We start from the raw sequence: 21,708 nt of genomic DNA on the forward strand, positions 1-21,708 counted from the left end.
CCACCTCAGTTTCGCCCACGGCGCACCCGGACGGCGTCCTGGTCAGTCCAATAGCAAGGATCGCGGTCTGATTCTTTGATGCATATCCAATGGTCCCGCGTCTCACCGCTCATCAGTATCTCATTGCGTCTGAGGAAAATGCACTCGCGGCTGATACCCGTTTCAATGTACAGGCGCTTATATCCCTGATCGTCGTTATCACGCTCGAATGCTTCGAACCGTTCGACGATCCCAGCGTCTTTGCAGGCGGCGTACGACTTAATTACCAAGACCTCAACTGCGCTGGCCGGGCAGCAGGTCAGCAACATTGCCGCATAACACGCAATGACTTCAGCAAGCGTCTTCATGGCGGCCCCGCGCCCGTGCTTACTCTACCCGGGAGTTCCTCGATAATACAGCGACAGGTAGTCCCTGTTAAATACCACAACAAATACGTCCGGCCCAACAAATTTTCATACGTTCCCCGCTTCACAGCCTGGCGTAACGCCGCACGGCATCGTAACGGCCGTGATAGCGGCGCTGGCGCAGTTCTTCGAAGACCCGGATCAACGTCAGCCGTTCACGAGCCGGTTTGGCCGCGTTCGCTACCAGCCCGTCAAGCTGCCCAACGCCCCCAGCTTTGGCCGTGGTCGAACCAAACGCTCGTACTCGAATGAGGTCTCCCCAGACCTCAGCACCTTCCGGACCGTGGTCCGCGACATCTTCTGGTCGCGGGCAATCTCCTTGATCGTCTTTCCCTTGGTGAAATATTCGCCCCGTGTCCGCGCAATCGTCTTCACGACCAGCATCCCCAACCACCTGCTTCAGTCCGAAGCAGGCAGCGCAACAGCCAACCTATAGGGGGTCCATTTTGGACGTCGGTCTACCGATGCCCTTAGCTTCAAGCTGGACCAGCAGATGCCCAGGAGACTTGCGGCGGGCGATAGATTTCGCGCGAGACCTGGCTGCTTGGCTCTATTAAAATCCAGGAGTGCTGAAATGGCCGACCCCACGTGTGATTGGCGCATCGAGTTGGCGCCCATCGCTGCCTGATGCGCCCTCCTGCCAAGGCGCCTGTTCTCGCACAAGGTTACCCAAATTGCGGCCGGGGTTGGCTGGTCAGAGACCGGGCTTTGCCGAGTGTCGAAAGGCGCGCCAGGACCGCTCGTCTCGCGGTCAGGGTGCGATCAACTCCTCGAACCATAACCGATCTGGAAGAGGGATCGGAACATACGGGGCGAACGCGGCGGTGAGGACAACTCTTGCCGTGACGTACCCCCTGAAGATAAGTCGAAGTGTGTCTCCTCGGCCCAGGCTGAAGAACGTTGTTTTCACTGCGCCGACCTCCCAGATATCGCCGAAATCCTGCTGCGCGCGCTCGAGCTCGGCACGGTATACGATCCCATGCTTTTCGATTTCCTCCGGTGCATTCGCAAAGGCAGAAGTACCCCATTCCAGAAGGATCCCTAGAGGTGCCTTCGACAACGGGGCAATGACGATGAGTGGCCCCGACATATTGAAATCGTGATCGATACCGTGCTGGTAGAGCTGGTCGCCCTCGGCCAAGGCGGAATTTGGGTACCATTTCGCCGGGTATTGGTGCATCCGGGTATGGGCGATCCTTATTGCTTCCGCACTACGGGCATCCAAGGTGCTTCCGTACATGACGTCCATCGTGCGCTTCATGTAGGTCAACATCCCGATCACGGGCGAATGCAGGCTCAGGAGCTGCTTGGGGCGGCCCTTTTGGGAGGCGTCCGCGACGAGTTGAACCTGGCCGTATCTCTCGCCATGGCTCCGGTAATGGCTGTCGACTTTGGCTCTCATCGCGGCGTCATCGATGCCGGAGGAAGACGCACGGATATCGTCCGGCGACAAGGCAGCATCGAAGTACACGTGGTTGCGGAGGCGTTGCCAGTCGGTACCGAAATTGTTGTAGGCTCCCCCATCCGTAAGCCACAGCGCCTGCGGGAATAGCCCGGTCTGGAAGTCAAATCCTCGCAAGCTCGTCCATTCAGCATTAGGCTTGAACAAGATCGGGGGAATGAGAGGGGGAAAGGCCGCCGAAGCACGAACCGCGGCAAGTACGGGAACCTGCGGCTGATTAACAATGCCATAGCTCTCGGAGTAAGTGCGGCCACCCGATGCCGTTGAGAAGAACACTGGCTGCCCTTCATTAAGGTCCGTCGAGCAGAATACGTGATCGACCGAGTGCCCGGCTATGTCGCCAAGAGTCAGCTTGTCCAATCCATCCGGAAAGAATGTACGCTTCATCCACGCGGTGATGACAACCCCGCGGCCATATAGGAGCAGCAGAAGCATTATGGCCGTCACGACCCAAGGCACCGAGAGGAAATGGAGGACGGTCAGGTACAGTAGGAGGGCTACGGTTGCGAGGATGGCAACGATGTATATCCAGGTCGGCCTCGCATTAAGCAATCCATGGCTCGCGACCAGTCGCGCAAGTTCCGCGGCGACGTCGCTTCTGAACCTGTCTATGTCCACGGTCGCGAAGTCGCATCGGCCGGCCACGAATGCGTTCGTGATCGAGCCGCCAGATACGGAGGCTATGTTGCGCACCTTCTTGTTGAGACCGGAGTGGACCAGGTAAAGCATCACCCCAAGTCCGAAAGCGGTTGCGCGCAACCCGCCTCCTGACAAGGCCAACTCGATCGTCCACGGAAAGATGTCGTGCGGGGTATTCCTGTATCTCTTCTTGGCTGTGTAGCTGTCGTTCATCGGATGCCTCTCCGACGAGACCTGGTTCGCGCTCAAACTGAGCTGGACGTCCTTTTTGGTACAAGTACGGCACCGATGGTCGTAACCGCCGTGGCCCCGCCGCCTGCCAACCCGCCGTAACGTGGTTGCTCGCCTCTCAACGCGCTCACATGAAATGTGAGGAACTCGCGCCCCGTTCAGGTGGCAACCTGTCCCGCTCTTCCCCACCATACCAGTTTTTTGTCAATCGGCGTTAATTTTGACCCCCTATAGGTTGGGCTGTTGCGCTGCCTGCTTTGGAATGAAGCAGGTGGTCGGGGATGCTGGTCGTGGAGACGATTGCGCGGATACGGCGCGAGCACTTCGTCAAGGGTAAGACAATCAAGGAGATCGCCCGCTACCGAAAGGTGTCGCGGAACACGGTCCGGAAGGTGCTGAGGTCGGGGGAGACCTTGTTCGAGTACGGGCCGTTGGCGCAGCCGCGGCCAAAGCTGGGGCGCTGGGCATCAGAACTCGAGGAAGTGCTGGTGGTCTCAATCCGTTTCATCGCCCGCCGCGCTTGCGCAAACGTGCTACTCCGGCTTGTATGCCAGCGGGAAGTATGGATTCGGGCAGTGTGAATCTTGCGAGCATGGCGTTCTCCGCAACCCGGTGCAACCATTCCCGCGCGTCGCTCGATGAGGTCCCTCGCGCGATGAGCGAGAAGTACAGGTGCGCATATTCGTCAGCCAGCGTTGTCGCGAAAACCAAAGGGTCGTCATCGCCCAAGACGATAGATACTTTCGCGCCGACGAAAGTCGAGTCTCCGGGCAGCGGGTAGAGTTGGAATGCAGGATGATCTTCGAGGCGCAAATCACCGATCAGCATGTTGCTAGATGGATTTACCTCGACAGCTATGGATAGCGAAGCCAGCGTGTGGCGTAAGAAGCGTTGAGCCTCTTGGAGCATCGCGATTTCGCTTTTGTCGGCGATGACGGCAACCGGAATATTACCGCGTACGTAAGCTCGCGCAGACGTCAGATACTCCCATAGCAGCGGAAGGGCCTTGTCCTGTGTTGCGGGCGGATGTCTGCCGCGCATGAACGGATAGCCGAGGCGGCGTAGTACCGCCGGCATGTGACGAAGCTCGCGTGCGCGTAGCAAGTCATCAAGCGTGCATGGAGAGCTATACACATCCCTTGAGAGACGCTCGATCTCCCCGCGAATCCGCTCAGTCCGATCGGCCTCGGCGCGTAGGTCCCCAGCGCGGTAGCGTGCCATCTCCCATAGGAGATCATCCAGCCGCTCGATGGCGGGCTGCGACACTTCATCTGCGTACTGGGCCCAGCGCGCCGGCGGAAGGCCGAGCGCAATCGCGTGGCCCAACCGATCCCCAGTTTGCACCGCTCCGAACTCGATTGGCTCGTGAACACGGCGCACGCCCTCTACCAAGCGCCGAAACTCTTCCCCGGCATGAACAGTGACGCGAATGGGAGGAATCCTGCCGTGCCGGGCCAATACGGCCGATGCACCCAGGGACGAAGCACGTAGTTGAGCGATTAGCGGGAGAAACACCCAGGTGGGCTGCGCAAGTTCAAGGGCACAGACATCTATGCCTCGCAACACCACGAGTAGCTGTGGGTGAAACCGCAAGGCCCTTTCTATCGCAATCGTCTCAATGTGACGTCGCCAATAGTACGAGCCGTACCGACAGCCGTGCGCCGGTTGGCGCGGATCCGCGTAATCGGCACTCCCCTCAGGACGCTGCTTCAAGAAATGTAAGACCAATCCGCGCTCTGGGTTTGCGCGTTTTGGCGATGGCGCCCAAGCAATCTGCCCGATCAGACTCCGTGTCGCCGCCCAACTGTCTTCTGGCGAAGTACGAACTTCAAGTGAGCCGAGCCGCCCGGTGCGAGACTCGAGTTCGAGAGCCGACGCCATCACCGCGTTGGCGAGATGACCTCGCAAGTTCGTCATGCGGCTATAATGCGCGGTGAACCAGTCGAGACCGGACGTCCCAGGCTCCTGCACCACGTGCCGGTAGACGATTCCGCGAAGGCGCACGTATTGCCAAAAGATTCTTGTGAAGCGTTCGTCGGTAGACGGTTCAAAGAGCCGCGCGAGCGCCCGCGTAAGAAAACGTGTCTCCGGGAGCGCCGCGCCCGGTCTGAGCCAGCGCGCGATAGGATCCGCGCGGGCTACGGCGTCTCTCGGGTCGGATCGTACATCGAGTGGCCGCGACGGTGCAATCGCGCGCAGCATTGGGCGCACACGAGTGTACGGCGGCGGATTGGCGCCACGAGCAATTGCGGAGAGCGCCTGCATCATCAGTCCGGGATTGATGCATCGGGCAGCAACGCGGCCTGTGTACGTCGCAAAGTCATCGCGATCGCGTGGATGCCGATCCTCCCATTGCCACAAATAGCCCGCCATCAGTGCACGAGCAACCGCTCCGACGGTGAGCCAAGACAAGAAGCTCCGGCCGCCGTCGAGTGGCGCGGGGCCGCCGCGATCCAGCCGACGATGATCATTGGGATCTGTGCCTGCTCGCGATACTAGGTTGGTCCAGAGCACCTCAAATGGGACAGAGGCACCGAAGTGCAAATGCGTATTTGCGAGGCAAAGCTCATCGTGGAACGGCCATAAGTGCGTCGGGATAACGGTGACGTAATCAGTTGACGGAACCTGCCGGATCGCGGCTGCGAGCGCCGCGATCAACAAATCAGGAGGAAGCGCGAGCGAAATCCACCGCCACCGTGATGATGTTTGAGGCTGCTCAAGAGGATCAAGTCTGAGCACGGCCCGCCCGCCCTCAAATCGCAGTAGCTTCGTCGCAGCATTGGCAAGGAGCGCGACAAGCTGCACGGTTAGAGATCCAGTCGCCTGCCGGTTGTCTGCGAACCAGACTGACTCCTGAACTTGTCGAAGCACCTCAAGAGAAAGGCCACGAGCCCGTGGGCGCAGGTAGTCGATCATCGAGTTCGCAAGTCGGTTGCTCGGTCCGTCAAGAACTCCAGGTTGGTTTTCGGCGAGTCTGGAGGCCGCGATAAGGAACGACGCTTCCGAGGCAAACGGCCACGCCAGGGCCGTCGCATGCACAAAACCGTATGGCAACGCGCCTGGCACTGGGCTCTCCAACTACTGCTTGTCTTGTGCGAGTTGCTCTTTCCATGCGCCAAAGCGCTGAACCCAGGGGTGGTCGCCAAACGCCTTGTCGATTGAGGTGAGCGCTGAATCGACTTCCTTGCGAGGCAGCGACTGCTTCGACAGGGTTTCGAGCGTGATACGTGCGCGTTCGAATCGCGCCTGGTGGACTGGATCACGCCCCCGACCAATCTTACGCGCCGCAAGGATATCTCCAGCAGCGGACCAATTCAGGCCCGATTCCGGCGTTGCTAACAGTGGCGCTCGCGCTCCCGCCCAGTCGACGTATGCATGTTGGCGTGGCGTCATTGTCGCGCCGCTTCCAGACTGGATGAAGGTGATAGCATCTCTCAGCGTCGTCGGGATTGTCGGCGGCGGCAGGTTCGGTACGGACGGTTCCTGCTGAACACGCCAAATCCAAAGAAGGAATTCCACCGCTACAGGGCTCCCATCGCGGCCTCGCAATATGTCTGGTATAACTTTCCTCCACTCCTCGGCAAACCTGGCAAAATCAGCGGGCGCGGGCCAGTCGGGCAGCGGCCAGCGCACTCCCTTTCGGAGGAGATCATGTGCCCGCTTCACCCCGTCGGTCTGCGAGGCCAGCGAAGCCAATATTCGCGCCCGGACCGCGGGGAACTTATAACCATGCCCAGCGATCGAAATTTGCGACCAGGCTGCATCGGGATCGTTGGCGGCGAGATCAGCCGCGAGCAGCAACGCACCGCGCATGCGTCCACTCAAGCCCTCGGGCTCAAATGGCCGAAGACCCGAAGCGACTTCCAGCACGAGGTGCGTGCGATGGTGCGATTGCTCTTTGCTGTTCCTGATCCGGAACTCACCCAGCCGCTCGGCGGGCGCGTCAACATCCAGTTCGATCGCAGGCATGCCGTCTTGACCGAGGTCTACATGTTGAGCGATTTGCTTTCTCACTTCAGCAGAAGGCGCCTCTTGCGCGAGCGCCGTTGACCACAAGGTGCCAATGACTTCGGACTTCGTTCTTTGGCCGGAAAGCGTCTGCCGCATGTCGTGGAGCGCGCGCAGCGTGGGCGGCAAAGCTTCGGCCGCCCACCGGTCGCGGCGGAGCAGCTCCTTTAGGTCACTCGGAAGTTGTTCGCGAAGCAGCTCAACACGTTCCGTAGGTTCAAGAGGACTGATGCGGAATCGTTGCGCGAGCGGCACGACCTTATCATACGACTGCGCAGCCATATCGTGAGCAGCCATATCGTGAAGCGTGGAGCCCGCCGCGGTGTCGTCATCCGCGCCCATGGATTTCGTGTGGTAGCGTTTGAGCGCTGCCAGAATCAGATCGCTATCGCCACTCAACATGAAAACGAGCTGCGGGTCCCAGAAGGTGCGCACAAAATCCAGCAGGTCTGTCGTGCGCAGGGGGTTCATATCAACATCGTCAATCGGAATGACGATTCGAGCTTCCTCACTTATACGGTTCGGGTGCCGCTCGGCCGCATCTTTCACAATCGCGCCAATGAGCGTTCGCCAGCGCTCCACGATGCCAACACGCGCCCGTTCGGATTGCTGAAGTTCTTCGGCGTACGCATCGGGATCGAGCGTACCCTTTCGAGCCTGGATATTGTCATCCCACCCCCATGCTGCGCTGGCTGTTAGGTCGGCCCATGCTCGCCGAGATGGCAGTTCCTTGTCCCAGTCAGGCTCCCAGGGCACGGCTGCGTGCGTGCTCACGTCTGAGAACGCCGGAGCGGTACGTTCGTCGAGAAGATCGATGAATTCTCGGAGCTGCGCGGCGACCCACGTAATAAGGGAGGTCGATCGCGGAAGGGGCGCCAGGTCGAGCACGCGAATTGGAATGATCTTTCCGCGAACCGGCTCAATGGCCTCCCGCTCGGTTGTGTTCGGGTCACTGGATGTCGGCGCGATCTCTTCGAGGTCGATCTCGCCAGGTGCTAAAGCCTCGTCGAGTTTCTCGTGAGCCAGACTCCGGCGCCAGAGTTCCACGAGCGTCAGCATGAGACTGGTTTTGCCCGCGCCGCGCGGGCCGTCGATGACGACTACGTTCGACGCGCGCTTCTCGTCGATCCGCTGCCAATCGAAGATACTCTTTCCTGAGGCACGCATCGGAATTCCGAGCTCCGAGAACGCGTGCAGCCAGCTTTGAATGTCCGTAGCAGCGCGCCTCTGGCCCTTGGTTAGAGCTTTCCACCGATAATACCCCGCTTCGGGTCTGGCCGCTCCCATGACTCATCCCCTATCCGTCAGCACCCTGAGCACCGTGTTCGCTTCCGTCAGGGCTGTTATTGTTCACTCTCGTGTACGAGGGGCATCCATTTGCTCCGATGAAGGGTTGATGCGGAAGACGATAATCACGAACTCCATGGTCAAAAGACAGAACGCTAATGTTCGCACTCGCCGCCACAAGGCTAAAGTCTGTAGGCGCACCGCTTCGAATCCTGAGGCTACGCAATCCAGGGTGCTTCACGAACCCTGCGCATTGCGTGAGTTCGTCGGGGAACCCCCAGCTTGCTCAAGATACTATGAACGTGATGTTTAACTGTTCCAACGCTCAGACCTAATTCGCGTGCGATCTCCTTGTTGGAAAACCCGCGCCCCAGAAGCCGCAAAACATCGCCTTCCCGTCGCGTGAGGTCGTTGTTGTTTGCCGCCGCCTGTGGGGCGGCGCCGTTGAACAGCTGGCGCAATAGGCTGCAGGCGATTTCGGGGGGGCATGTGAGCCGGCCGACCACTGCGGCCGCCATTGTATCGCACAACGTTTCGATTGGGGCGTCCCGCGGCACGTAAGCGGCAAATCCGGCACGACCACAACGAATGACCTCGTCACTCCGCTCGCGCAGGCCGATCGCGATCAGGCGAAGCCTCGGATGTTCTGCAGCTACGCAACGCACTTCCTCAAGATCAAAGCCGGAGCTGACGTCGATGAGCACCACATTGATGGCCGAAGTCAGTGCGCGGCGCAGTGCGCCGAAATCGTTCACAACCGCGTGGACAGATGCGCCTTCGTTGCCGCTGAGGCAAGTCGCCAGTCCCTCGCCAAGCAACCGCACGGGCGTGACAATGATGATACGCAAGGCCCCCACCCCGAGTCTGGACTGAGCACCTAGGCAACCAAAAGTATACCATACAGCCGCCCCAAGCTCTTTTCAACCTCAAAGAGCGATCGATTGCCGATTGCCGAACGGTTTTGGCGAGTGAACCGCATCTGATCCGGGCCAGCGGACGCGTTTGCCTGCTAATGGGCTGAAATTGTGATTGCTCACACGGATCGGAGCACAAACGCTATGTCCGACGAGCCTCTTACTTGTCCTATTCGCCAACCTTCCGGAGCTTGAGAACAGGAGCTTATGCAACGGGAGCAGCGAATAAATTCATTAGTTCGTGCACGGCGGCATGTCCGCATTCCCGAAGTTGTCTGCATTTCGGTCTTTCGGACGAGCGAGCCTTGGGGCCTGCGTCGGAGTTGAGGCGATCATCTGGCGCGCACAAAACCCGCTCGCGTGCTCTAAGGTCTCCAGCGCGTCCCTACCTTCAGATGTACACACCTGTCTGCAACTCGGACCGCTAAGTAGCTCTAAGATTTGGCCGTTTACAGTGAACGCGGTTTGTAAAGTTATCGGATCCTGTACCAATCGATAGATGTCTCCATCAACGAGATCCGCAAGCGGCCAGGGCGCAAAGTTCTATCTTCCGGACTCATGTTCGAGCCTCTTGAAATGCAGATGCTAGGTGACGCTTCGTGGGAGCATTACCTTGTCGCCGATACGGCTTCTGATTGCTCAGAATAAATCCGATCTCTACGTCCGCGGAGTAGCGGAAGCATTCTCGCGATTGCCCGATTTTCACCTCATCGGCGGCCAGATCGTATCATTGCGCCAGGTCGAGCAATTTCTTCAGGAGCAACCGGCAGATGTTGTTATCGTTGTTGGGGAGGAGGGTGAGCTAGACGAGTTCGCGCGCCAATTGGTGGATCGGGCACGGCGGATCACGGTCGTCAGGTTGATCATCGTCCCACCAAGCTTGCAGATCAGACCAAGCGTGAGTGAGCTTGGTATCGGCGAACTCGTCGATATTCTACGTACTCTCGTGCGCACGTCCGATTCGGCCGCGCACCCGCGGCTCCTCCATACGCACATCGCCTCGGCCGAACCCACTGCACGAGCGAGGACCGCGGATTCCCAAGCACTCAAGGCGGCGCGCCTTTGGCTCGACGCACTGCTCAAAAGCTGCATTGCGCGCGAGCGCAGCCGACCGAGCAACGAGCTGCCCGGGCTCACCATCGGCCGGGATACAGTGGTTGAACTGCTCGAACAGGAGAATGCAGCCGCGCCGGAGGATGCGAACGCCGCGATCCGCTGGGCCGCTGTCGGGACCGCAATCGCCGCGGAAGCGCACAGCGTGCCTTTCGCCGTCATGTGCGAGCGGCTCGGCCTCACTGAGCTTGAGCGCAAGGCATTCCTGCTTTGCCTCGCTCCGGAACTCGACTTGCGCTATCAGCGCGCATTTGGGTATCTGCACGACAATTACAGTCATCGGCATGCGACTCTCGGCCTCGTCTGCGCGTTGCTCGGCGACCCTTTGACCGTGCGCGGCAGTTTGGCGGCGAGCGGCGGCCTCGCGCGCTGGCGCCTGCTGGAGACGGGTCAAGCGGGATGGGCTGCGGACGAACCGCTCCGGATTGATCGAGCTCTACTCAACTGGCTGCTCGATCACCGCTCCCTGCTCGCCGGAGATCCGCAGCTACGACGCACCGTACGCCTGGCCGCATGGCCGGGAGCGTCCCTCGCGATCACCAGCGATGCGGACCGCGAACGGCTCGACGCACAGCTCGCCTCCACGCCGCCGGGCTCGCGTTTGCTTCTTGCAGGCGATGAGCCCGACGCCTGGCGGATCCGAGCGGAAGCCGCCGCGCTTGCGGCGGGAGCCGAGCCGATCCGTATCTCCGTCGCGGCGCTCCGCAGCCTGGCGGCCGGCGAGCTCGACGATTTCGCGGCGCGCGCGACGCGTATGGTCAAGCTCTTCGCGCTCGTGCCGATCATCGATGCAAGCGGCTGCGGCCCCGAGCTCCTGACTGGGGTGGAAAGCGTGCTGCTACAACTCTCGACCGCCTCCGCGCATCCGATTTTCGTCATCGTCGACGCGCCGGAACGCAGCCGTGAGCTTTTCGCCGGCGCGGTAGCAATCCTCGAGCGTTCGACAACTACAGTCGAAGAACGCGCCAAGGCACTCATCATGGCCACGCGCGCGTCCGGTATCATAATAACGCGAGAGGAAGCCGACCGGTTTGCGGCCACATACGCTTTGCCGGAGAGCGACGTGGCTCTCGCGCTCGGCTTTGCCCAGGCGGTCGCCGCGGGCCACGGCCGCGCCGAACAGCCGGGTGTCGCTGAGATCGCCGATGCCAGCCGTCGCATCGCGAGTCCGACGCTGCCGAGCTTCGCGCGGCGCATCGAGCCGAGCTTTACGCTTACCCAAGTCGTCCTCCCGGAAGATAGGCACCATCAGCTGCAAGAGATCATTGGCAACATCAAATACGCCCCGACCGTGTTCGGGAAATGGCGGTTCGCCGAGCAGATCCCGTATGGCCGCGGCGTGACAGTGCTGTTCTCCGGACCGCCGGGAACCGGCAAGACCATGGCGGCGCAGGCGATCGCGAACGCGCTCGGCCGCCTCATCTATTCGGTCGATCTCGCCCAATTGCCCAGTAAATATATCGGTGAGACCAACAAAAATTTCGACATCGTCTTCGGGGAAGCCGAGCGCAGCGGCGCCGTCGTGCAGATCGACGAGGCCGACGCGTTCTTCGGCAAGCGCAGCGAAGTAAAAGATGCGCACGACCGCTACGCCAACCTGGAGGTCGCCTACCTGCTGCAGCGGATCGAGGCCTTCACTGGGCTTGCGATCCTCACTACGAACTTCCGCCAGAATCTCGATCCCGCTTTCCTGCGCCGTTTCCGATTTACAGTCGACTTCCCGGTCCCGGATGCGATCGCGCGCGAGGCGATCTGGCGGCAATGCCTCGCCGGCGCACCGCTCGGCGACGACATCGATTACCGCTTCATCGCGCGGCGGCTGGAGCTCACCGGCGGCAGTATCCGGCAGATCACGCTGCGCGCCGCATTCGCCGCGGCCGCTGCCGACGCGCCGATCAGCATGAAGCATCTCATCGAAGCGACGCGCGCCGAGCTATCCAAGATCGGCATGCATCAGGCCGAGCGCGAGCTCGCCGAACGAGCGGCGTGAGGGCGGCATGCAAGCGAGAGCAATCCAGCGTGTGACGCGAGCGATGGCCCAGCGGATCGAGACCAAGGTGACGGCGGTCCCGGGTTTCTCAGATCGCGTCATCGTCGGTCCGCCGAACTCGCCGAAAGCGAAGGACGCCCTGATCATCCTCTTTCCGTATCGTTTGGTGGCGAGCCCGGCTCTGCGCAACGTCGAACGCATCCTGCCACCAAAGACGCCCGCGGACGGCCCTCAGCTCTTTGAACACGCGCTGCCGCTGGATGTCTTCTATCTCGTGACGACTGGCTCGATTTCAGACGAGCCGGCGGATGCGCAAGTCGGCCTGCAGGAGACGCTTTGGGAGAGCCTTGGCCTCGCGATCCAGGCGCTGCAGGACGGTCCCTTCCTGGTCGGTGAAGAGGTCGAAGGCGACACGGTGCGGCTCAGCCTCGAGCCAGTGACCACGGAAGAACTCAACCGCATATGGTCGCTCTTCCCGAACGTCGACTACCGCACCTCCGTCGTCTATCTCGCCTCGCCCGTCTGGATCGATGCGTTGGAAACGCCCGTCGCCGGACCGGTGGTCGACGACCGACGAAATGTCGGCCAGCGGGCAGCAGGCAGCGTGAGGGCGGCATGACTTCACCCTTCCCCATCTCCGCTCCCGATCTTCTGCGGCGCAGGATCCTTTTCGCAGTTGCGCTCGTCGATCCGATCAGCGGCGCGCTGGTAAGTGAAGGCGTGCGGGTCGAGGCCGACGGGCTCGTCGGCAAGCCGATCGTCAATCGCAGCGGGCATTTCGTCTGGCTGGCGGAAGGCGCGGCACGGCCGAACGCCGTCACTGTCACACCGGAGAACCGGCCGTTCGAGCCGGAGACGCGCAACGTGGCGCCGATTCCGGATCCGCCGGCGGAAGATCCGCTGCAGCCGGCAATCCCGATCGATCAGACGGCGCGGCGGCTGCGCATCCTTCTGCGGCCGACTCCCGCCTACCCGTTCCCCGACAGCGTCACCCAGCTGCACGGACGCCTGCAGGAAACCGCGGCGGCGAACGCGCCGCGCCTCGCCGGCGCGGCCGTGGAGCCGCAATGGAAAGACGCGACACAAGCAGGCAATTGGCATCCTTCGATCGCTTTGGGCTTGACCGCGGTTAACGGCGAGTTTCGTACCGCGCTGCTGCTGCCGCCCGGCGCGTCTGCCGACGGAGGACCGCAGCAGATCAACGTCCGTCTGGTCTTCACGCGCGGCGCGCTGCGCCGCGCGACGCCCGAAGCGCTGGTCACGCCGGGAACGACGTTGGTCGCGCCCGGAAGCATACCGCCGCAGCCGGGAACGCCGAATTTCGGCGTGATCGCCTGGGAACAACTCAATCCGGTGTGACGGTCAATGTCAGGAGGGACCTATGGCAGAGCCCAACCAGCCGCAGGAATCAGAGAGAGCAATACCGACCCCGCCTGCATCACCCGCGGCCGCCAACACAGCCGCTGGCGCCGGGAACGGCGTAGCGCCGAATGGCGGCAACGGCGCGGGGCAGCCCGCCGGCATCGATGACGATTTGACGAAACTCGAGAAGGAGACCTGGAAGCGCAAGCTGGAGGAAACCCTCAAGGCTGAGCTCGGGCCGATCAAGCAAAAGCGAGATCAAGTGATCAAGAATTACACGGACAAGAAACGTGACGAGCTAGTCGGACGCTGGAAGGCGCAGGCGGCTGCGCTCGATCGAGTCTGGAAAGACATCAACGACTATCCGAACTGGATCGACATCATAGACCAGTGTGTCTGCCCCACAAAGGAAGAGATCAAGAAGCAGGCCGACGTAGTCGGAGGTTTCGAGCCGAAACACCCGGGACCAAAACACGAAACTTTGAAGAAGGCCAAAGTCGATGTCGAGGCGAGGAAGGCCGAGCTCGACGGCTGGCTCTCGATCGAGCAGCAATTGAGCAAGCAGCTCGACGACGTCGACAAGGCGATCAAGGATGTCAAGGACGCCTATAACGGTCCGAGTCCGAAGATCAGCCTGTATCTGTTCTGGTTCAAGGCGCTGCCGCCGCATCAGAGCGTCACACCGAATGCGCCGGGCGCACAGCGCGAGCCGCCGATCCAGGTGGACCGATGGCCGCGCTGCGTGAAATGGCCGGAGCGCGGAAAGATCTACCTGATTGCGACGGCGGATCTACAGCGAGAGATCGATGCCGCTTGGACGCAATATCGGGACGCGCGGCGAACACTCGCCGAAGCGGAAAGAGATTTTGAGAAAAGCCCGGACGACCTCGCGGCTGAGACGAAGAGGCTCGACGAGCTGAAGAAAAACGAGGACGAGACGATCCGCAAAGCGCTCAGCGACAAACCCGCACCCTAACCACGGCCCGCGCAAGCAGCCGCATTGTGATCGTGACGGAGATCAGCCATGCCAGAATATCTGCATCCCGGCGTCTATATCGAGGAGATCGAGCGCGGTCCGCGGCCGATCGAAGGCGTCGCCACCAGCACCGCCGCGTTCCTCGGCGAGACCGAGCGCGGTCCTCTGCGGCCGCGTTTGATCACGGCTTATAACGACTATTTGCGCTGGTTCGGCGGCGTGTTCGCGCGCGATAAATTCATGCCGCACGCTGTCAACGGCTTCTTCGACAACGGCGGCAAGCGCGTTTTTATATGCCGCGTTCTCGACCGGGCTGGGGCCGCCGTGTCGACAATCGCAGCGGGTGACCTGACCGTCAGAGCGCTCGGCCCGGGAGCATGGGGCGATCGGGTCTTCATTCAGATCAAAGAAAGCACGACCAAAGTCCCCGACCCGAACAACCCGACCAATCCCATTCCGCTGGGCGTTCGAATTCAGATCGCGTATTGGACCATGCTGCCGCCGGGATTTACTCCCTTCAACCCGTTTGACGATACCGACAAGCTGCCGCGGCCGGCACGCGCGGAAGATTTCGACGATCTTTCGCTCGCGGAAAGTTCGACGGACTTTATCGAGAAGAAGATCAACGGGAATTCAACGCTGATCGAGGTCGACCTCGCCGCAACACCGACGCCTAACGTGCCGACCGGCGGCCTTGCGCCGCTTGGCGGCGGGGCTGATGGAAATCCGCCGGCCGTGAACGACTATGTTGGCGAGGATACCGACCCGCTCAAGCGTATCGGTCTCGCGGCCCTTCTGCTCGATGAGTTCCGTGAAGTATCGCTGATCTATGCACCAGGCATAGTCGACAAGGGGACACGGCAGAAGATCATCGGGCATTGCGAAAATCAGAAGTTCCGATTCGCGGTGCTCGACTGCGAGAAGGGACAGCCGACGCCGGCGGACCCGCGCACCGCTATTCAGGAGTCGCAATACGCCGCCTTATACTATCCCTGGATCCAGATCCCGGATCCGCAGACCGGTCTGCCGAGATTCGTCCCACCGGGCGGCCATGTGCTCGGGATCTACGCCCGCACCGATACCGACCGCGGCGTGTTCAAGGCGCCAGCCAATGAGGTCGTACGCGGTACGCTGGACCTGGAATACCGGATCGACGACAAGATCCAGGACTCTTTCAATCCCAAGGGCATCAATGCCATCCGCAGCTTTCCCGGCCGCGGCATCCTGCTCTGGGGCGCGCGCACGCTGAGTTCCAACTCGCTATGGAAATACGTATCCGTGCGCCGTCTCTTCATTTTCCTCGAAGCGTCGATCTACGAGGGAACCCAGTGGGTGGTGTTCGAGCCCAATGACGAGAAGCTCTGGGCGCGCGTCAAGGACACGATTCGCCTATTCCTGCGCGGACAGTGGCGGCTTGGCGCGATGATGGGCGAGACGGAGGATCAGGCCTTCTTCGTCACTTGCGACCGCACAACCATGACGCAAGACGACATCCTGAATGGTCGGCTGGTGTGCGAGATCGGGATTGCGCCCGTACGTCCGGCCGAGTTCGTTATCTTTCGCGTCTTCCAGAACACTGTCGAAGCGCAGCGCTGATGGGAGGATTCCATGCGCCCTGATCCCCTCCGCAATTTTCGTTTCCGGGTCGATATCGCCGGCATCGCTCAGATTGGATTCAACGAGGCGGCTTTGGCCGAGACGACGACGGATGTGATCGAGGACCGCGTCGGCACCGATCCGACGCATGTGATGAAGCTCTCGGGCCTAACGAAATACGGAAACGTGACCCTCAAATTCGGAGTCACCACCGATTCGAAGAAGCTGTTCGACTGGCACAAGGCCATTCTCGACGGCCAGATCCAGAAGAACCGGAAGACCGTGACCATCACGGTCCAGGACGAGACCGGCGCCGACAAGGCGCGCTTCGTCGTCAATCGCGCCTGGCCGATGAAATACGACCCGAGCGATCTCAACGGCAAAGGCAACGAGGTCTTCATCGAGACGCTCGAGCTCTGCAACGAAGGCGTCGAGCGCGTCGCCTGACGAATGGAGGTACGACCATGACATCGCGCGTCAACGGGTTGCGCACCGAGGTCGAGTTCACGCTGCCGAAGGGATATGTCGATCCGACCGGCCTGCTGCATCGCCAGGGCGTCATGCGCCTCGCCACCGCCGCCGACGAGATCCTGCCACTGCGCGACCCGCGCGTGCAGCAGAACGCTGCTTATCTGGCGGTGATCGTGCTGGCGCGGGTGATCGTCAAGCTCGGCTCGCTCGCCGAGATCGACACCAACGTAATCGAGGGTCTCTACGCGTCCGACCTCGATTACCTGCAGCGGCTCTACGAAGAGATCAACTGCAGCGAAGAGACTGATCAGCGGCTTGACGGATCGCGGCCACCCGCGCCCGGCAATGGCCGGCTCAGCGAACGCGGAGGCTTCGGTGTCGTGGGGGAAGTATGAAGGCCTATCCTCGGCGCGCGCTCTACGAGGAGATGGCCTTCGTCGCCTACCACCTGCACTGGAGCCGGGAGGAATTAATGCAACTCGAACATGCGGAGCGACGACGCTGGTGCCGCGAGATCTCGGCGATCAACCGACAGCTCGACGGCGTGCCGCCGAATCCTTTCGAGATCGACTGAGGTGAGCCATGAAACGTCCGGACCCGCTGCGCCCGCATCGCTACATGATCGAGTTTGACCGCGTCCAGTGGGGCGGGTTCAACCGGGTGAAAGGGATCAACGCCGAGACGAAAGTCGACGTCTACCGCGAAGGCGGCGTCAATGACCACGAGCACAAATTCGCGACCCTGACGACCTATGGCAACCTGGTGCTTGAGCGCGGCACCGTCGATGCGAAGCTATGGGACTGGCACCGCGCGGTGGTCGAAGGGCGGGTCACCCGGCGCACCATCTCGATCATCGTGCTCGACGAGACCGGCGTAGAGAAGAAGCGCTGGCATGCGGACGCCGCATTTCCGGTGAAGTGGTCGGGTGGCGATCTCGACGCGGTCGGCAACCAGGTGCTCGTTGAAAGCGTCGAGTTTGCGCATCACGGATTAAGGGCCGGATGATGATCACACTGCGCGTATGGCCGGTGCGAAGGCGATTGCGGATGGCGCGCTACCTGCCCGCGCGATTTGGACCGCGCGATTGCGCCGGCGCGCCCCGACTCCCTCGATTTCGTCTCGCGTTGGCCTGGCGGCACTCCCATCCCGAGCCGCCGGCTCCGGCCGAAAGCGAATCCACCAGGATCCTGCAAGTCGACAATCGGCTGCAGGTCGTCCTCGCCTGGAGCGCGCAGCTCTACTTTCTGCTCGAGCGAGCCGTTCAAGCGGCGCCCCGACACGCGCCGGCGCTGCGGATTCTTACGCGGCTCGGTCCGGTCCTGACCTTGCGATCGGCGCGGCAACGGGCCAGTGAACTCGACCGTCGTCCGGACGCCTATCGCACTGCTCTGCGATTGTTGTCGGCCGCGCAGGAGAACAGGCCGCCTTCCGCTCGGCGCGCCGTCGTGCGGGCGGGGCGCGTCTTTCCGCCGCGTCTTTTCCGCCTAGGGCTTGCACCGCATTCCGGGCCGGCCACCGCGCCGCAACGTATGCCCCTAGCGTGGCCACTGCAGCGTTACGTGTCGCGCCGAGGCGCTGCGCTTGACGCGGACGTGGCTTTCCCGGCAGCATCGCGGCTTGTCTCGACGCGCCGCGCAGCGACCAATGTCCCTCGCCTATTCGCGTTCGCGCTAACGGACGACGTCAGAGCCGCCCGACCCGAGCACCGGGTGTTTCGGCATATCCCGGAACCATCGCGCCCGGTGGCGGCGCCGCGGCGCGCCGATATCGTGTGGCGCAAGCCGCCGGCCGGGGGCGGCGCACGGACTGACGACACCATCTCGTATGGCCTGCGCCGCGCGATGCCGGCGGCGGCGAGCCCGAGCCGGGCCGCGCCAGCTCCCGTTGCGCCCCCCTCCGCCGCGACCAGCGCTCCGCGCCTTTCCGCCGCGAGCGCCATCCAGATCGATCCGGCGACGATGAACCGTCTGACCCACGAGGTGATCGGCCGCATCGAACAGAAGCTGCGCGTCGAGCGCGAGCGGCGCGGCGGCTGAGGAACGGCAATGAACAAGCTGGAAAAGGCGCAGATCGAAGTGATGAAGGGCTCGAAGGCGAGCCTGCCGCCGATCACCGTCCTCTTCAATCCGGCGGAATATACGCGCGAGCGCAGCAACACCTTCAAGGCGACGCCGATCGCCGGGCTCGCCAGTCCGCTCCTCCACTTCATCAACGGGGAAGCGGACCAGCTCAGCATGGAACTCTTCCTCGATGACTACACCGATCCCGACCAGCCGGAGGCGCGCGGCGACAAGAAGCCGGTGCACGAACGGGTGAAGGAGATTGCCGGGCTGCTTGAGATCGATCCGCAGCTGCACGCGCCCTCCCCGGTGCGCTTCGTATGGGGGAAGCTGCATTTCGAGGCGATCCTAGAGAAGGTGTCGCAGAAATTCACGCTGTTCAAACCGGATGGAACGCCGGTTCGCGCCACGGTCAACGTCACCTTCAAGGAATACCTGACGCTGCCGCGCCAGCTGCGGAGCCCGGCGCGCGAATCCTCGGACCGCACCAAGCGCCGCGTCCTCGACGCCTCCGACAACATGTGGCTGCTCGCCTGGCGCGAATACGGCGATCCGGCTTTGTGGCGAAAGATCGCCTACGCCAACGACATCGACAATCCATGGCAGGTCGGCCCCGGCACCTGGCTGGTCCTGCCGCCGCTGGAGCCCGAAGATGGACCTCGCCGCGCTATCTGATCGCTACGGCGACCTGTACGTCCCCGCTTTCGCGGTGCGCGTGGACGACAAGGATCTGCTGCGCGAACATGCCGTCGCCGTCACTCAGGCCGAGGTCGATCTGACGCTCGGCGGCGCCGGCCGTTTCAGCTTCGCCGTCGCCGACGCGTTCGACTTCGAGACGCGGCAATTCCTCGCCAGCGACGGCCGTACTGATCTCCTCGACCTGCTCGCTTTCGGGGCGCCGATCAAGATCGCGATGGGCTATGGCGACGTGGCTAACCTGCAGGTTCTGATCGAAGGCATCGTCACGCAGATCTCGACGAGCTTCACCGAGGGCGCACCGCCGGAGCTGAGCATCTCCGGGTACGACAATGCCTTCCCGATGATGGGCGGGAAGAACACGCGCAGCTGGGTCAAGCAATACGACAGCGCCGCGGTCATCGAAATCGCCGGCTTCCATGGCCTCAAGACGAACGTGCTGCGGACGAAAAAAGAGGAGCCGCAGATCGAGCAGAATCAGGAGGGCGATCTCGAGTTCCTCAACAAGCTCGCGCAGCGCAACGGCTACGAGGTCTATGTCAGCGGCAACACGCTGCATTTCCATCCGCCGAACAACCAGGGCAGTGGCGTCGTCACGCTGGAATGGGGCAAGGGTCTGCTCAACTTCAAGCCCGACGGCAACCTCGCCGGGCAGGTCTCGAGAGTCGAGGTCTATGGCTGGGATGCCAAGACCAAGGACAAGATCGTCGGCAAGGCGGTGAACGGCGACGAGCCCGGCCGCGATCCGAGAAGTGAAAGCGGCGGCGACAAGATCAGGACGGTGCTGCGCAAACAGCCGGTGCTGCGCGTACGCCAGCCCGTGTTCGACCAGGCGGACGCGTCGGAAAAGGCGCGCGCGTTGCTCAAGGAGAATGCCGAGAAATTCGTCACCGGCGAGGGCGAGACGATCGGGCTGCCGGACATTCTCCCGGACCACAACATCACGCTCGGCGGGCTCGGCCGCTTTTCCAAAACCTATTACGTGCGCGAGGCGACCCACCGCTTCGATTCCGGCGGTTATCGCACGCGCTTCAAGGTGAAGGAGAACACGCTGTGGAAGGCCTGAGCATCGCGCCGCGCGAAGTCGCGCTCGAGGCCGGCGGCTACGTCAAAGGCGTGGCCGTCGCCGTCGTGACACAGAACAAGGACGACGAGGGGTTAGGGCGCGTGAAGGTGCGCTATCCGTGGTACGAGAATCCGAACGAGAGCTACTGGGCGCGCATCGCTGTGCCGATGGCCGGCGCCGACCAGGGAACCTACTTCCTTCCGGAGAAGGAGCAGGAGGTTCTCGTGGCCTTCGAGCGCGAAGACATCCGCTTTCCGTTCGTGATCGGCGCGCTCTGGAACGGCAAGGACGCGACGCCGCTCAACAATTCCGACGGGAAGAACGACCTGCGCGTCATCCGCTCGCGCGACAAGCACGAGATTCTGTTCAACGACGGCGCCGACAGCGCGCTGCATCTCAAGCTCCGGTCCGGCCAGATCCTCGAGCTCACAAACGAGCAGATGCGTTGGGACGACGGACAGGGGAACAGCATTACGGTCAAGAGCGGAGCGATCGACGTCAAAGCGCTCAGCAAGGTCACGATCAGCGCACCCACCATCACGCTCGACGCGAGCGGCACGATGGAGGTCAAGGCCGGCGCAACGATGACGATCCGCGGCACGCTCGTGCAGATCAATTGAGGACGCCATGGGCCAGCCTGCAGCACGAGTCGGCGACACCACGAGCCACGGCACGCCGCTCGCGCCGGGGCCGGGCTGTCCGACCGTGCTGATCGGCGGCCGGCCGGCGTGGCGTGCGGGCTCGGATACGCATCTCTGCCCGCTGGTCGACGGGCTCAAGCCGCATGTCGGGGGCGTCGTCGCGGTCGGCAGCACGACGGTGCTGATCGGCGGCCTGCCAGCGGCGCGACAAGGCGACACGGTCGTCGAGGCAGGACCGCCGAACGCGATCGCGTTCGGCGCGCCCACGGTGCTGATCGGGTGAACGCATGGCCGCGATCGACGAAGGCAAGAAAGTTCTCGGCCGCGGATGGGGGTTTCCCGTCGTCTTCGATCCGTTCACCGGCACGGTCGCGAGCGCGGCATACGAGGAGGACATCAGGCAGTCGATCCGCATCATCATCGGCACGGGCCGCGGTGAGCGCGTAATGCGGCCGGATTTCGGTTGCGGCATCCACGACCTCGTCTTCACGGCGATGGACACCACGGCGCTCACCCGCGTGGAAGAGACGGTGCGCGACGCGCTCACGCGTTTCGAGCCGCGGATCGAGCTCTTGCAGATCCGCGCCACGGGCGACGAAGCCGTGAACGGCAAGCTCCTCGTCGAAATCGATTATCGCGTGCGGGCGACGAACCAGACCGGGAACCTGGTCTATCCGTTTTATTTCCGCGAAGGAGCGCAACGGTGAGCGCTCGCTACCCCAGCATCGAACCGCGCCGCCGGCGCGAGCTTCTCGCCGAGCTCGTCGCCCGCGCCGCTCTCGTGCTACCAGA

General features: G+C 62.2%; 20 protein-coding genes and 1 pseudogene. 15 read left to right on the top strand and 6 right to left on the bottom strand.

Translation table 11 applies throughout. The features are described 5' to 3' along the window. Positions 1 to 5 precede the first annotated feature (5 nt). The 6 genes and pseudogenes from V1277_RS13950 to V1277_RS13975 all read right to left on the bottom strand — a co-directional run bounded on the left by V1277_RS13950 (position 6) and on the right by V1277_RS13975 (position 8,888). Complete coding sequence (locus V1277_RS13950) at positions 6 to 347, bottom strand: hypothetical protein (protein ID WP_334416680.1); 342 nt, start codon at positions 345 to 347, stop codon at positions 6 to 8. A 127-nt stretch (positions 348 to 474) separates the two neighbouring features. Next, positions 475 to 788: pseudogene (locus V1277_RS13955) on the bottom strand (IS21 family transposase); the annotation flags it as partial. Positions 789 to 1,155: 367 nt separating this feature from the next. Beyond that, the gene (locus tag V1277_RS13960) at positions 1,156 to 2,718 is read right to left on the bottom strand and encodes a patatin-like phospholipase family protein (protein ID WP_334416683.1); all 1,563 of its coding nucleotides are present in this window, start codon (positions 2,716 to 2,718) and stop codon (positions 1,156 to 1,158) included. A 522-nt stretch (positions 2,719 to 3,240) separates the two neighbouring features. Next, positions 3,241 to 5,652, bottom strand: a complete 2,412-nt coding sequence (locus tag V1277_RS13965) for a hypothetical protein (protein WP_334416685.1) — start codon at positions 5,650 to 5,652, stop codon at positions 3,241 to 3,243. Between the two features lie 162 nt (positions 5,653 to 5,814). Continuing rightward, positions 5,815 to 8,031 carry a hypothetical protein gene (locus V1277_RS13970; RefSeq protein ID WP_334416687.1) on the bottom strand — a complete coding sequence of 739 codons (2,217 nt, stop codon included), beginning with the start codon at positions 8,029 to 8,031 and terminating at the stop codon, positions 5,815 to 5,817. 218 nt (positions 8,032 to 8,249) lie between these two features. Next, a complete protein-coding gene (locus tag V1277_RS13975) occupies positions 8,250 to 8,888 on the bottom strand; it encodes a response regulator transcription factor (RefSeq protein WP_334416689.1) in 639 nt (212 codons plus the stop codon). A 748-nt stretch (positions 8,889 to 9,636) separates the two neighbouring features. Between V1277_RS13975 and V1277_RS13980 the strand changes: the two genes are divergently transcribed. Genes V1277_RS13980 through V1277_RS14050 form a run of 15 tightly spaced genes read left to right on the top strand, consistent with a single transcriptional unit; the run spans position 9,637 to position 21,623 of the window. Beyond that, the gene (locus V1277_RS13980; protein WP_334416691.1) at positions 9,637 to 12,048 is read left to right on the top strand and encodes an ATP-binding protein; all 2,412 of its coding nucleotides are present in this window, start codon (positions 9,637 to 9,639) and stop codon (positions 12,046 to 12,048) included. Between the two features lie 7 nt (positions 12,049 to 12,055). After that, entirely contained in the window at positions 12,056 to 12,667 is a 612-nt protein-coding gene (locus tag V1277_RS13985) for a Pvc16 family protein (RefSeq protein ID WP_334416692.1), read from the top strand. After that, a complete protein-coding gene (locus V1277_RS13990) occupies positions 12,664 to 13,407 on the top strand; it encodes a hypothetical protein (RefSeq protein WP_334416694.1) in 744 nt (247 codons plus the stop codon). Before V1277_RS13985 ends, V1277_RS13990 begins: the two co-directional genes overlap by 4 nt. Before the next feature lie 22 nt (positions 13,408 to 13,429). Next, positions 13,430 to 14,386: a hypothetical protein gene (locus tag V1277_RS13995; RefSeq protein ID WP_334416696.1), complete on the top strand. Its 957-nt coding sequence runs from the start codon at positions 13,430 to 13,432 to the stop codon at positions 14,384 to 14,386. Positions 14,387 to 14,434: 48 nt separating this feature from the next. Beyond that, complete coding sequence (locus V1277_RS14000) at positions 14,435 to 15,982, top strand: phage tail sheath family protein (RefSeq protein ID WP_334416697.1); 1,548 nt, start codon at positions 14,435 to 14,437, stop codon at positions 15,980 to 15,982. Between the two features lie 12 nt (positions 15,983 to 15,994). Continuing rightward, positions 15,995 to 16,429 (top strand): phage tail protein, encoded by a 435-nt coding sequence (locus V1277_RS14005; protein WP_334416698.1) that lies wholly within the window; start codon positions 15,995 to 15,997, stop codon positions 16,427 to 16,429. A gap of 17 nt (positions 16,430 to 16,446) precedes the next feature. Continuing rightward, positions 16,447 to 16,848, top strand: a complete 402-nt coding sequence (locus V1277_RS14010) for a hypothetical protein (RefSeq protein ID WP_334416700.1) — start codon at positions 16,447 to 16,449, stop codon at positions 16,846 to 16,848. Then, the gene (locus tag V1277_RS14015; RefSeq protein ID WP_334416702.1) at positions 16,845 to 17,027 is read left to right on the top strand and encodes a DUF6760 family protein; all 183 of its coding nucleotides are present in this window, start codon (positions 16,845 to 16,847) and stop codon (positions 17,025 to 17,027) included. The genes V1277_RS14010 and V1277_RS14015 overlap by 4 nt, the downstream gene beginning before the upstream one ends. Positions 17,028 to 17,035: 8 nt before the next feature. Then, on the top strand, positions 17,036 to 17,458 hold the full coding sequence (locus V1277_RS14020) for a phage tail protein (protein WP_334416704.1): 423 nt from the start codon (positions 17,036 to 17,038) through the stop codon (positions 17,456 to 17,458). A 41-nt stretch (positions 17,459 to 17,499) separates the two neighbouring features. Next, a complete protein-coding gene (locus V1277_RS14025; protein WP_334416706.1) occupies positions 17,500 to 18,489 on the top strand; it encodes a hypothetical protein in 990 nt (329 codons plus the stop codon). Positions 18,490 to 18,498: 9 nt separating this feature from the next. After that, a complete protein-coding gene (locus tag V1277_RS14030) occupies positions 18,499 to 19,188 on the top strand; it encodes a CIS tube protein (protein WP_334416708.1) in 690 nt (229 codons plus the stop codon). Further along, complete coding sequence (locus V1277_RS14035; protein WP_334416710.1) at positions 19,166 to 20,275, top strand: phage late control D family protein; 1,110 nt, start codon at positions 19,166 to 19,168, stop codon at positions 20,273 to 20,275. The genes V1277_RS14030 and V1277_RS14035 overlap by 23 nt, the downstream gene beginning before the upstream one ends. Further along, positions 20,263 to 20,895 carry a phage baseplate assembly protein V gene (locus V1277_RS14040; RefSeq protein WP_334416712.1) on the top strand — a complete coding sequence of 211 codons (633 nt, stop codon included), beginning with the start codon at positions 20,263 to 20,265 and terminating at the stop codon, positions 20,893 to 20,895. The genes V1277_RS14035 and V1277_RS14040 overlap by 13 nt, the downstream gene beginning before the upstream one ends. A 7-nt stretch (positions 20,896 to 20,902) precedes the next feature. Continuing rightward, positions 20,903 to 21,199 (top strand): PAAR domain-containing protein, encoded by a 297-nt coding sequence (locus V1277_RS14045; protein ID WP_334416714.1) that lies wholly within the window; start codon positions 20,903 to 20,905, stop codon positions 21,197 to 21,199. Between the two features lie 4 nt (positions 21,200 to 21,203). Further along, on the top strand, positions 21,204 to 21,623 hold the full coding sequence (locus V1277_RS14050; RefSeq protein ID WP_334416715.1) for a GPW/gp25 family protein: 420 nt from the start codon (positions 21,204 to 21,206) through the stop codon (positions 21,621 to 21,623). Positions 21,624 to 21,708 lie beyond the last annotated feature (85 nt).

The organism is Bradyrhizobium sp. AZCC 1588, assembly GCF_036924735.1.
Lineage (GTDB): Bacteria > Pseudomonadota > Alphaproteobacteria > Rhizobiales > Xanthobacteraceae > Bradyrhizobium.

Bases quoted from the DNA above. Each gene is read 5' to 3' on its own strand.
- V1277_RS14030 (WP_334416708.1), top strand. From the start codon at position 18,499: ATGAACAAGCTGGAAAAGGCGCAGATCGAAGTGATGAAGGGCTCGAAG.
- V1277_RS13995 (WP_334416696.1), top strand. From the start codon at position 13,430: ATGGCAGAGCCCAACCAGCCGCAGGAATCAGAGAGAGCAATACCGACC.
- V1277_RS13990 (WP_334416694.1), top strand. From the start codon at position 12,664: ATGACTTCACCCTTCCCCATCTCCGCTCCCGATCTTCTGCGGCGCAGG.
- V1277_RS13985 (WP_334416692.1), top strand. From the start codon at position 12,056: ATGCAAGCGAGAGCAATCCAGCGTGTGACGCGAGCGATGGCCCAGCGG.
- V1277_RS14005 (WP_334416698.1), top strand. From the start codon at position 15,995: ATGCGCCCTGATCCCCTCCGCAATTTTCGTTTCCGGGTCGATATCGCC.
- V1277_RS14000 (WP_334416697.1), top strand. From the start codon at position 14,435: ATGCCAGAATATCTGCATCCCGGCGTCTATATCGAGGAGATCGAGCGC.
- V1277_RS14035 (WP_334416710.1), top strand. From the start codon at position 19,166: ATGGACCTCGCCGCGCTATCTGATCGCTACGGCGACCTGTACGTCCCC.
- V1277_RS14015 (WP_334416702.1), top strand. From the start codon at position 16,845: ATGAAGGCCTATCCTCGGCGCGCGCTCTACGAGGAGATGGCCTTCGTC.
- V1277_RS13960 (WP_334416683.1), bottom strand. From the start codon at position 2,718: ATGAACGACAGCTACACAGCCAAGAAGAGATACAGGAATACCCCGCAC.
- V1277_RS14045 (WP_334416714.1), top strand. From the start codon at position 20,903: ATGGGCCAGCCTGCAGCACGAGTCGGCGACACCACGAGCCACGGCACG.
- V1277_RS13950 (WP_334416680.1), bottom strand. From the start codon at position 347: ATGAAGACGCTTGCTGAAGTCATTGCGTGTTATGCGGCAATGTTGCTG.
- V1277_RS14020 (WP_334416704.1), top strand. From the start codon at position 17,036: ATGAAACGTCCGGACCCGCTGCGCCCGCATCGCTACATGATCGAGTTT.
- V1277_RS14025 (WP_334416706.1), top strand. From the start codon at position 17,500: ATGGCGCGCTACCTGCCCGCGCGATTTGGACCGCGCGATTGCGCCGGC.
- V1277_RS14010 (WP_334416700.1), top strand. From the start codon at position 16,447: ATGACATCGCGCGTCAACGGGTTGCGCACCGAGGTCGAGTTCACGCTG.
- V1277_RS13970 (WP_334416687.1), bottom strand. From the start codon at position 8,031: ATGGGAGCGGCCAGACCCGAAGCGGGGTATTATCGGTGGAAAGCTCTA.
- V1277_RS14050 (WP_334416715.1), top strand. From the start codon at position 21,204: ATGGCCGCGATCGACGAAGGCAAGAAAGTTCTCGGCCGCGGATGGGGG.
- V1277_RS13965 (WP_334416685.1), bottom strand. From the start codon at position 5,652: ATGATCGACTACCTGCGCCCACGGGCTCGTGGCCTTTCTCTTGAGGTG.